This window comes from Pseudomonas sp. o96-267, from assembly GCF_003935465.1.
Taxonomy (GTDB): domain Bacteria; phylum Pseudomonadota; class Gammaproteobacteria; order Pseudomonadales; family Pseudomonadaceae; genus Aquipseudomonas; species Aquipseudomonas sediminis.
Map to the genome: position 1 here is coordinate 41,449 of NZ_RHQP01000036.1, position 11,657 is coordinate 53,105.

General features: G+C 63.3%; 7 protein-coding genes. 6 read left to right on the top strand and 1 reads right to left on the bottom strand.

Annotated features, from left to right (window positions below):
- Nucleotides 1-76: 76 nt before the first annotated feature.
- From EGJ86_RS20845 to EGJ86_RS20860, 4 genes are all read left to right on the top strand, one after another.
- Complete coding sequence (locus EGJ86_RS20845; RefSeq protein WP_125836484.1) at nt 77-1,054, top strand: TRAP transporter substrate-binding protein; 978 nt, start codon at nt 77-79, stop codon at nt 1,052-1,054.
- A gap of 66 nt (nt 1,055-1,120) precedes the next feature.
- Nucleotides 1,121-1,627, top strand: a complete 507-nt coding sequence (locus tag EGJ86_RS20850; protein ID WP_125836485.1) for a TRAP transporter small permease — start codon at nt 1,121-1,123, stop codon at nt 1,625-1,627.
- A 58-nt stretch (nt 1,628-1,685) separates the two neighbouring features.
- On the top strand, nt 1,686-2,990 hold the full coding sequence (locus tag EGJ86_RS20855) for a TRAP transporter large permease (protein WP_125836486.1): 1,305 nt from the start codon (nt 1,686-1,688) through the stop codon (nt 2,988-2,990).
- Between the two features lie 284 nt (nt 2,991-3,274).
- Complete coding sequence (locus tag EGJ86_RS20860; protein ID WP_125836487.1) at nt 3,275-8,116, top strand: NAD-glutamate dehydrogenase; 4,842 nt, start codon at nt 3,275-3,277, stop codon at nt 8,114-8,116.
- Nucleotides 8,117-8,338: 222 nt separating this feature from the next.
- Here EGJ86_RS20860 and EGJ86_RS20865 read toward each other — a convergent pair whose 3' ends face one another.
- Nucleotides 8,339-9,772 (bottom strand): M48 family metalloprotease, encoded by a 1,434-nt coding sequence (locus tag EGJ86_RS20865; RefSeq protein WP_125836488.1) that lies wholly within the window; start codon nt 9,770-9,772, stop codon nt 8,339-8,341.
- 108 nt (nt 9,773-9,880) lie between these two features.
- On the opposite strand from EGJ86_RS20865, the gene EGJ86_RS20870 reads away from it, so the two are divergent.
- The gene (locus EGJ86_RS20870) at nt 9,881-10,120 is read left to right on the top strand and encodes a sulfurtransferase TusA family protein (RefSeq protein WP_125836489.1); all 240 of its coding nucleotides are present in this window, start codon (nt 9,881-9,883) and stop codon (nt 10,118-10,120) included.
- 114 nt (nt 10,121-10,234) lie between these two features.
- Nucleotides 10,235-11,299, top strand: coding sequence for an AI-2E family transporter (locus tag EGJ86_RS20875; RefSeq protein WP_125836490.1), 1,065 nt, complete (start codon nt 10,235-10,237; stop codon nt 11,297-11,299).
- Nucleotides 11,300-11,657: the final 358 nt, after the last annotated feature.

An 11,657-nucleotide genomic window follows, 5' to 3' on the forward strand; every position in this document is an offset into this window, starting at 1 on the left:
GGCGATGCGCTGAGACTCGAAATCGTCTTCCAGCCGCGCCTTGCGGCGCACAAAAAACAATGAACAGGAGAGCACCATGAAAAGCATCGCATCGCGTTTCGCTATCACCGCTTTGGCTTGTGCACTGGGCTTCGGTGCCCAGGCCGCCGAGCGCTGGAACATGACCGCCGAGAACCCTGATGGCAACTTCATCACCACCGTGGCCAAAGAGTTTGCCCAGGATGTGGAAAAAGCCAGTAACGGCGAGCTGCAGATCCGTGTGCACGCCAACTCGGTGCTGTTCAAGCGTCCTGAGGTCAAACGCGCCGTGCAGACCGGCCAGGTGCAGGTCGGGGACGTACTGATGTCGGTGCTGGGCAACGAAGATCCGATCTTCGAAATCGACAGCGTGCCCTTCCTGGTGCGCAACTACGAGCAGGCCCAGGCCCTGTGGGCGGCGAGCCGTCCGGCCGTGGAAGAGCGCTTGAACAAGCAGGGCATCAAGCTGTTGTACGCCATGCCCTGGTCGCCGCAGAGCATCTTCACCAAAACCCCGGTGACGAACATGGACGACTTCAAGGGCATGAAATTCCGTGCCTATAACCCGGCCACTTCGCGCATGACCGAATTGATGGGCGCAGTGCCGACCGTGATCCAGACCGGCGAAATCCCGCAAGCCTTCAGCACCGGCATGATCAACGGCATGCTCACCTCGCCGACCACCGGTGTGGACTCCCAGGCCTGGGACTTCTCCTCCTACTACTATGACGTCAAGGCGTTCATTCCGAAGAACTTCGTCATCGTCAACGCGCGTGCCTTCGCCCGCCTGCCGGAAGCGACTCAGAATGCAGTGCTGGAGGCGGCCAAGCGTGCCGAAGAGCGTGGTTGGACGATTGCTCAGGAGAAGACCGGCGAGTTGGTCAAGACCCTGGCCGACAACGGCATGCAGGTATCCGAGCAAGCCCCGGCAGCGGTGGAGAGCGGCTTCGAGCAGATCGGCCAGACCATGACCGAAGAGTGGCTCAAGCGCGCCGGAGCCGATGGTAAGGCGATTCTCGACACTTACCAGCAGTGACTTTACTGCCCGCCGCGCTGATGGCGGCGGGCTTTTCTTGTGGCTTGCCCAGGGAGCCCGTAGTTCATGACCCCACTGCACAAGCTCTACACCCTGTCGGGATGGTTGTCCGGCGTGTTTCTCGTCCTGATCTGCCTGCTGGTCGTGGCGCAGATCGTCGCCCGCCAGCTGGGCACCATGGTGCCCGCCGCCGATGAGTTCGCCGCCTACGCGATGGCCGCATCGGGTTTTCTCGCCTTGCCCTACGCGCTGCAGCGTGGCGCACACATCCGTGTGGAACTGATGTTGCGGCTGCTGCCTGCTGGCGGCCGCCGTGTAGTCGATGTACTGGCCACGCTGGTCGGTTTGGGCATCGCTACCTATATGGCCTGGTATTGCGCGTTGTTCGTGCTGGAGTCCTACGAGTTCAAGGAAGTGTCGTCCGGCCTGTTGCCGATTCCCATGTGGCTGCCACAACTGCCGATGATGCTGGGCACGCTGATTCTGGTGGTGGCGATGGCCGAGCGCCTGGTGCTGACCTGCCAGGGCAAGCGCTTCGAAGCTGTCGAAGCCGGCACGGCGATGAGCGAGTGAGCCTGCGGGCTCGACCTTTAATTGCGGCCATCACCGCACTGCATTCGTGAGTGAACCCGTGGACTACACAATCATTACAATCACCCTGCTGCTGGCGCTGTTCGTGCTGCTTGGCGGCGGCGTCTGGGTTGCCCTGTCGTTGCTCGGCGTCGGCATCATTGGCATGGAGCTGTTCGGCGGTGTGCCGGCTGGCTCGATTCTCGCCTCCACCAGCTGGGCTTCCAGCGCCAGCTGGACATTGACGGCACTGCCGCTGTTCATCTGGATGGGTGAGATTCTCTATCGCACCCGTCTTTCCGAAGACATGTTCAACGGCCTGGCGCCCTGGATGCGTGGCCTGCCGGGGCGGCTGTTGCACGTCAACGTGTTCGGCTGCGGCATGTTCGCGGCGGTCAGCGGCTCTTCTGCGGCCACCGCTGCCACCATCGGGCGTATCTCTCTGCCGGAGCTGAAGTCGCGTGGTTATCCGGAATCCATCGCCATGGGCTCGCTGGCCGGTGCCGGTACGCTCGGTCTGCTGATTCCGCCGTCGATCATGATGATCGTCTACGGCGTGGCGGCGCAGGTGTCGATCTCGCGCCTGTTCATTGCCGGCATCCTGCCGGGCCTGTTGCTGCTGGCGATCTTCAGCGGCTACCTGATGCTCTGGGCCGCCTGCAATCGCAGCAAGTTGCCGGAGGAGGGCGAGCGCCTGCCGTTCATGGACAAACTGCGTCGGGCCAAACTGCTGATTCCGGTATTGGGCCTGATCGTCGCAGTGATCGGCTCGATCTACGGCGGTATCGCCACAGCCACCGAGGCTGCGGCTGTGGGTGTGGTCGGTGCGCTGCTGATCGCGTTGATCTCGGGGGCGCTGACCCGCGAAACCTTCATGGCCAGCCTGATGGGCGCGGTGTCCACCTCGTGCATGATCTTCTTCATTCTGCTCGGTGCGGCGTACCTGACCTCAGCCATGAGTTTCACGGGTTTGCCGGCGGCGCTGGCCGACTGGATCATCGCCAAACAGCTGTCGCCGTACTTCTTGCTGCTGGCGTTGACGTTGTTCTTCATCGCCCTGGGCTGCTTCCTCGACGGCATCTCGATCATCCTGCTCACCACTGCGGTGATTCTGCCGGCGGTGCAGGCTGCCGGGATCGATCTGCTGTGGTTCGGCATCTTCGTCATCCTGGTGGTGGAAATGGCGCAGATCACCCCGCCAGTGGGTTTCAACCTGTTCGTCATCCAGAACCTCACCGGGCGTAATCTCGGCGCGGTCGCGCGCGCCAGCTTTCCGTTCTTCCTTCTGCTGGTGCTGGCGGCGATCCTCATCACCTTGTTCCCGCAGATCGTGCTGGCGCTGCCCGAGGCGATGCGCGGCGCCTGACCTCCTGCCATGGCCCGTTCATTCTCCGGTGGCGGGCCGTGGCTTTTTCTCCCTTTGCACCGTGTCGGTGCAGCCTTGAAAGAAAATGTCGCAGCGCCGCAAGCGGTTGCAGGCCATCCCTCGTTAAGCTCGCTGGTTATGTGTGACCCGTCGGTCGCGCTCTTCACGCCGGTCCGCATGCGACTCGCAAGTGTCATTGTCGCTTCATGGACTAACGTTGAACTAACACCTCACGGCAGCGATCCAGACCTCCTGTCGAACCACTAGCCCAATGGAGCAAAACCATGGCGTTCTTTACGGCGGCCAGCAAAGCCGACTTCCAGCACCAACTGCAAGCGGCCCTGGCACAGCACGTGAGTGAGCAGGCGCTGCCACAAGTAGCCCTGTTCGCCGAACAGTTCTTCGGCATCATCGCCCTCGAGGAGTTGACCCAGCGGCGCCTGTCCGACCTGGTCGGCTGCACCCTGTCGGCCTGGCACATGCTGGAGCAGTTCGATCACGCCAAACCGCAGGTGCGTACTTTCAACCCCGATTATGAGAAGCACGGCTGGCAGTCCACCCACACCGCGGTGGAAATCCTCCATGGCGACATCCCGTTCCTGGTCGACTCGGTGCGCATGGAACTGAACCGCCATGGCTACAGCATCCACACGCTGCAGAACAGCGTGTTCAGCGTGCGCCGCGACAAGAATGGCCAGCTGCTGGAAATCCTCCCGCGTGGTACTCAGGGCGAGGGCGTGCTGCAGGAAGCGCTGATGTTCCTGGAGATCGACCGCTGCTCCAGCTCCGCCGAACTGAAAACCCTGGAGAGGGCCATTCACGAAGTCTTCAGTGACGTACGCATGAGCGTCGCCGACTTCCAGCCGATGAAGGCCAAGGCGCGCGAGCTGCTGGCCTGGCTGGATCGCGCCAAGCTCAAGGTGGACAAGGCCGAGCTGGATGAGATCAAGGTCTACCTGAACTGGTTGCTGGACAACCACTTCACCTTCCTCGGCTACGAGGAGTTCACCGTCGCCCCGACCGCCGATGGCGGCAGCATGGTCTACGACGAGAAATCCCTGCTCGGTCTATCCAAGCGCCTGCGCACTGGGCTGAGCGCCGAGGAGCTGCATATCGAACCGGAGGCGGTGGACTACCTGCGCGAGCCGCAGCTGCTGTCCTTCGCCAAGGCCGCGGTACCCAGCCGGGTGCACCGTCCGGCCTACCCGGATTTCGTCTCCATCCGCGAGCTCGATGCCAAGGGCAACGTGGTCAAGGAATGCCGCTTCATGGGCCTGTACACCTCGGCGGTGTATGCCGAGAGCGTGTGGAACATCCCCTACATCCGCCGCAAGGTGGACGTGATCAAGCAGCGTTCCGGCTTCGACAGCAGCGCCCACCTCGGCAAGGAACTGGCCCAGGTGCTGGAGGTGCTGCCGCGTGACGACCTGTTCCAGACCCCGGTGGACGACCTGTTCAGCACGGCGCTGTCCATCGTGCAGATTCAGGAGCGCAACAAGATTCGCGTGTTCCTGCGTCGCGATCCCTACGGCCGCTTCTGCTACTGCCTGGCCTACGTGCCGCGCGACGTGTACTCCACCGAAACCCGGATGAAGATCCAGCAGGTGCTGATGGAGCGCCTGCAGGCTACTGACTGCGAGTTCTGGACCTTCTTCTCCGAGTCGGTGCTGGCGCGTGTGCAATTCATCCTGCGCGTCGATCCGAAGAACAAGACCCAGATCGACCCCGTGCGTCTGGAGAAGGAAGTCATCCAGGCCTGCCGTTCGTGGAAGGATGACTATGCCAGCCTGATGGTGGAAAGCCTCGGCGAAGCCCAGGGCACCAGCGTACTGGCCGAATTCCCCGGTGGCTTCCCGGCCGGTTACCGCGAGCGTTTCGCCCCGCACTCGGCGGTGGTGGACATGCAGCACCTGCTCAGCCTGAGCAACGACAAGCCGCTGGTGATGAGCTTCTACCAGCCGCTGGCGCAGGGCGACCAGCAACTGCACTGCAAGCTGTATCACGCCGATACGCCGTTGCCGTTGTCCGATGTCATGCCGATTCTGGAGAGCCTCGGGCTGCGTGTGCTCGGTGAGTTCCCCTACAAGCTGCGCCGTGCCGATGGCCGCGAGTTCTGGATTCACGACTTCGCCTTCACCTACGCCGAAGGTCTGGACGTCGACATCCAGCAGCTCAACGACACCCTGCAGGATGCCTTCATCAATATCGTCGGTGGTTTTGCTGAGAACGATGCCTTCAACCGCCTGGTGCTGACCGCTGCCATGCCCTGGCGCGACGTGGCGCTGCTGCGTGCCTATGCGCGTTACCTCAAACAGATCCGCCTGGGCTTCTCGCTGAGCTACATCGCCGCGACCCTGGTCAACCACGCCGATATCGCCAAGGAGCTGGTGCGCCTGTTCCGCACCCGGTTCTACCTGGCGCGCAAGCTCACCGCCGACGATCTGGAAGACAAGCAGCAGAAGCTCGAGCATGCCATCCTGGCTGCGCTGGACAACGTCGCCGTGCTCAACGAAGACCGCATCCTGCGTCGCTACCTGGACCTGATCAAAGCCACCCTGCGCACCAACTTCTTCCAGGCCGATGCCAGCGGCGCGGCCAAGTCCTATTTCAGCTTCAAACTCAGCCCCCGGCTGATTCCGGATATTCCGCGTCCGGTGCCGAAGTTCGAAATCTTCGTCTACAGCCCGCGCGTCGAGGGTGTGCACCTGCGCTTCGGCGACGTCGCCCGTGGCGGCCTGCGCTGGTCGGATCGCGAAGAGGACTTCCGTACCGAAGTGCTCGGCCTGGTCAAGGCGCAGCAGGTGAAGAACGCTGTGATCGTGCCGATGGGCGCCAAGGGTGGCTTCGTGCCGCGCAGGATGCCGGTCGGCGGCTCGCGTGACGAGGTGATGGCCGAGGGCATCGCCTGCTACCGCATCTTCATCAGCGGCCTGCTGGATATCACCGACAACCTCAAGGAAGGCGAGGTGGTGCCGCCGCAGAACGTCGTACGCCACGACGCCGACGACCCCTATCTGGTAGTGGCGGCGGACAAGGGCACCGCGACCTTCTCCGACATCGCCAACGGTATCGCCGCCGAATACGACTTCTGGCTCGGTGACGCCTTCGCCTCTGGCGGCTCGGCCGGCTACGACCACAAGGGCATGGGCATCACCGCCAAGGGCGGCTGGGTTTCGGTACAGCGTCACTTCCGCGAGCGCGGCATCGACGTGCAGAAGGACGATGTCACCGTCATCGGTATCGGTGACATGGCCGGCGACGTGTTCGGCAATGGCCTGTTGTTGTCGGAAAGCCTGCAGCTGGTCGCGGCCTTCAACCACATGCACATCTTCATCGACCCGAACCCGAATGCGGCCAAGAGCTTCGTCGAGCGCAAGCGCCTGTTCGAGTTGCCGCGTTCGAGCTGGGCCGATTACGACACCAAGCTGATTTCCGATGGCGGTGGTATCTTCCTGCGCAGCGCCAAGAGCATCGCCATCACCCCGCAGATGAAGGCGCGTTTCGACATCGCCGCCGACAAGCTGGCGCCCACCGAGCTGCTCAATGCGCTGCTCAAGGCACCGGTCGATCTGCTGTGGAACGGCGGCATCGGCACCTACGTGAAATCCAGCAAGGAAAGCCACGGCGACGTCGGCGACAAGGCCAACGACGCCCTGCGTGTAGACGGCCGTGAACTGCGTGCCAAGGTGGTGGGCGAGGGCGGCAACCTGGGCATGACCCAACTCGGTCGCGTCGAGTTCGGTCTGCACGGCGGCGCCAGCAACACCGACTTCATCGACAACGCCGGTGGCGTGGACTGCTCCGACCACGAAGTGAACATCAAGATTCTGCTCGGCGAGATCGTCTCGGGCGGCGACATGACCGAGAAGCAGCGCAACAAGCTGCTGGTCGAGATGACCGACGATGTGTCCGAGCTGGTGCTCGGCAACAACTACAAGCAGACCCAGGCGCTGTCGCTGGCCGAGCGCCGTGCTCGCGAGCGTGTTGGCGAGTACAAGCGCCTGATGAATGCGCTGGAGAGTGCAGGTAAGCTCGACCGCGCCCTGGAGTTCCTGCCGTCGGACGAGGAGCTGAACGAACGCGCCACCAATGGCCAGGGCCTGACCCGGCCGGAGCTGTCGGTGCTGATCTCCTACAGCAAGATCGACCTCAAGGAGTCGCTGCTCAAGTCCCTGGTGCCGGACGATGAGTACCTGGCGCGCGAGATGGAAACCGCCTTCCCGGCAATCCTCACCGAGAAGTTCGGCGACGCCATGCGCCGTCATCGCCTCAAGCGCGAAATCGTCAGCACGCAGATCGCCAACGACCTGGTCAACCACATGGGCATCACCTTCGTGCAGCGCCTGAAGGAGTCCACCGGCATGAGCGCGGCCAACGTCGCTGGCGCCTACGTCATCGTGCGTGATCTGTTCCGCCTGCCGCACTGGTGGGCGCAGATCGAGGCGCTGGACTACAAGGTATCGGCCGATCTGCAACTGCAGTTGATGGACGAGCTGATGCGCCTGGGCCGCCGCGCTACCCGCTGGTTCCTGCGCAGCCGCCGCAACGAGCTGGATGCCGCGCGCGACGTGGCGCATTTCGCGCCGCGCATCGAAGCGCTGGTTGGTCGTCTGGACGAACTGCTCGAAGGCCCGGCCCGCGAGCAGTGGCTGGCGCGTTACCAGAGCTTCGTCGAAGCCGGCACGCCAGAAGAGTTGGCGCGCGTGGTCGCTGGCACCAGCCATCTGTACACGCTGCTGCCGATCATTGAAGCGGCGGACGTCACCGGCAAGGACACCAGTGAGGTGGCGACGGCCTACTTCGCCGTCGGCGGTTCGCTGGAGCTGTCCTGGTACCTGCAACAGATCACCAACCTGCCGGTAGAGAACAACTGGCAAGCGTTGGCTCGCGAAGCCTTCCGTGACGACCTGGACTGGCAGCAGCGTGCGATCACCGTGTCGGTGCTGCAGATGGCCGATGGTCCGCAGGAGATCGAAGCGCGCGTGGCCTTGTGGCTCGACCAGCACCAACGCCTGGTTGACCGCTGGAAGGCGATGCTGGCAGAGCTGCGTTCGGCGACCGGCACCGACTACGCCATGTACGCGGTGGCCAACCGTGAGCTGATGGACCTGGCACAAAGCGCCTGAGCCGTCCGCTGAAATAAAAGAGCCCCGCCAAGTGCGGGGCTCTTTCTTTGCGTGGCGCTGTATTCACAGGCTGACGTAGCCCGGATGAAATCCGGGGAATTTTGCCGCTGTTGTCCCGGATTGCATCCGGGCTACCTCACCGATATTGGTGCGCGCAGCGCACCCTACGGTGCTGTCATGGGCGACGGGTAGGGTGCGCCGTGCGCACCACTATGCTCCGGATCAGCGCAGCATCTGTTCGACCAGGCGTTTTTCTTCGGAAAGCTCGCGTTGACGGGCATCGATGCGCGAAGCCAGCTGGAAGTTGTTGCTGGCGCGGCGCTTGGCGAAATCCAGCTGTTCGATGGCCTGGTTGTAATCGCCGACCAGGGCGAAGAACTCCGCGCGTGCCTGGTGCAGGCCGATGGTGTTGCCGCTCAGGCCACGCACCTCGGCGACCTGGTACCAGATGTCCGGGTCCTTGGCGCGAGTCTTGAGCAGATTGTCCAGCGCACGCTCGGCATCGGGAATGCGTCGCTGCTTGAGCAGCAGGTCGACACGGGCCTGCTGCAACGGGTAATTGCTTGGGTAGAGGGTGAACATGCGCTCCTGACGACGCTCGGCAGCGTCCAGCCGGTTGGCCGCCATATCCAGCTCGATCTGCGCCAGGTTGTAGGTGATGTCGTCCGGGCTCTTGCTTAGCAGCGGCGCCAGGGTCTCAACGGCTTCAGCGAGCTGACCGGTTTTCATCTGCGCCAGTACCAGGCCGTAGCGCGCGGCATCGATGCGCGGGTTCTCGTCGAGCATCGCGCGAAAGCGCTTGGCTGCGACACCCGGCGTCTCTTCATAGGTCAGTTGTACGCGGGCGCGCATCAATTGATAGCGCAGGCTGTCTTCGCGGCCCGTGGCGGGGTACTGCTCGGCGCGGTTGCGGGTATCGGCGATACGCGATTCCGACACCGGGTGAGTCAGCAGGAATTCCGGCGGCTTGGCGTCGTAACGGTACTGACGCATCAGCCGTTCGAACATCAGCGGCATGGCGCGTGGGTCATAGCCGGCCTTTTCCAGGTTGACCAGGCCAATGCGGTCGGCCTCCTGTTCGTTCTGCCGGGAGAAACGCCGTTGTTCCTGAATGGCGGCGGCCTGGGTCGACATGATGGTGGCGATACCCGCATCACCGGCACCTGCCGCAGCGGCGACGATACCGGCAAGCATGGCGGCCATCAGTGGCAACTGCATGCGTTGCTGCGCTTCGACGCCACGAGCGAAGTGGCGCTGCGACAAGTGCGCCAATTCGTGGGCCATGACCGAGGCGTACTCGGCTTCGGTCTGGGCATAGAGGAACAGGCCACCGTTGACCCCGACGATCCCACCGGGGGCGGCGAAGGCGTTGAGCTGCGGGCTGTTGAGCAATACGAACTCCAGGCGGCGGTCCTGCAGCTGGCTGGTTTCCGACAGGCGATAGACGCTGGACTCGACGAAATCCTTGAGTTGCGGGTCGTCCAGTTGCGAAACCTGACCACGCAGCAGGCCGAGCCAGGCACGGCCGAGCTGGTGTTCTTGCTGGGGCGAGACGATCGAGGAGCTGGCGTCGCCTAGCGACGGCAGATCACTGGCACCCGTATGGGCGGCGAACAGGCAGGCCAGCGTCAGCAGGGTGGGGCGCAGAAAAGTCATGCACTCAGGGCTCTCGGGAGGCAAAGGCGTTACTGTAGCCGGCCAGCTACCGCGCTGGCCAGGGTTGTGGCGGCTTGGGTATCCTAGCCGACCTATCAGGAGTAGATGATGACAGACGTACCGGCTTTCGATGCTGAACTCGATGCCTGCGGGCTGAACTGCCCGCTGCCTTTACTCAAGGCCAAGCTCGAGCTCAATCGCCTGGCCAGTGGCGCGGTGCTCAAGGTCAGCGCCACTGACGCCGGCTCGCAGCGCGACTTTCGTGCCTTCGCCAGCCTGGCCGGGCATGCTCTGCTGCATGAAGAACTCGATGAAGGCATTTACCGCTATTGGCTGCGCAAGGCCTGAACAGCTGTTGCAGCTTGAAACATATCCCAGTCGCCATTCATGCGCGGCGTGCGCCATTTTTCATATGGCGGGCGTAGTGAAAGAACCGGCATTTCTCTGCGTTAAGGAATTCTGATGGTCAAGGTTATTCGCGACTGGTTGCATCGCTATTTCTCCGATGAGCAGGCGGTGGTGCTTGCGGTACTGCTGGTGCTGGGTTTTGCACTGGTACTGACCCTGGGTGGCATGCTCGCGCCGGTGCTGACTGGCCTGGTGCTGGCCTTTCTCATGCAGGGGCTGGTCAACGGCCTGGAGCGCCTGAAGATGCCGCAGGTGCTGGCCGTCTGGCTGGTGTTCACGCTGTTCATGGGCGGCCTCACGGTGTTCCTGCTGGTGCTGATGCCGCTGCTCTGGCAACAGTTGAGCACGCTGTTCAATGAGTTGCCGCGTATGGCGGCCGAATGGCAATCGGTATTCCTGCTGCTGCCGGAGCGTTATCCGAACCTGATTACTGACGCGCAGGTCGTGCAACTGATCGACAGCATGCGCGGCGAAGCTGGCAAATTCGGCCAGTGGGCGCTGTCATTCTCCCTGTCCAGCCTGCCGATGCTGGTCAGCGTGATGATCTACCTAGTGCTGGTGCCGATCCTGGTGTTCTTCTTCCTCAAGGACCGCGAGCAGATCGGCCAGTGGTTCCGCAGCTACCTGCCGCGTGAGCGCGCCCTGATCACGCAGGTGGCGCAGGAGATGAATCAGCAGATCGCCAACTACATCCGTGGCAAGTTCATCGAGATCATCATCTGCGGCGTGGCCACCTACATCGCCTTCGCTTACATGGGCCTCAACTATGCGGCTCTGCTGGCTTTGCTGGTTGGCCTGTCGGTGGTGGTGCCTTATATCGGCGCGGTGGTGGTGACCGTGCCAGTGGCGCTGATCGGTCTGTTCCAGTGGGGCTGGAGCGATCAGTTCCTCTATCTGATGGTGGTATACGGCATCATCCAGGCGCTCGACGGCAACGTCTTGGTGCCGCTGCTGTTCTCCGAGGCGGTCAATCTGCATCCGGTGGCGATCATCTGCGCGGTGCTGCTGTTTGGCGGGCTGTGGGGCTTCTGGGGTGTGTTCTTCGCCATTCCGCTGGCCACCCTGTTCAAGGCCGTGATCAACGCCTGGCCGCGTACCGAGCCGGTGTCCGCCGAATAAGGCATCGATGGCAAAGGCCGTGCCTGGGTTCCGACGCGGCTTTTCGTAGGAGCCCCGCCCCGGGGCGAAGTTTTCAATGGCGAGCCGCCCATGTTCGCGGCGGGGCGCCGCTCCTACAAATGTGACGTGTAGGTGCCTGGCTGAGCGCCGGGTTATGCACCGCTCAAACCAGGCTACCTCCCAATAAAAACGCCGCGGGGGCCGGGTGGGGGGGGGGGGGGGGGGTTGGGGGGGGGGGGGGGGGGGGGGGTGGGGGGGGGGGGGGGGGGGGCGGGGGGGGGGCGGCGGCGGCGGGGGGGGGGGGGGCGGGGGGGGGTGGGCGGAGGGGGGGGGGGGCGCGGGCAGCGCGGGGGGGGGC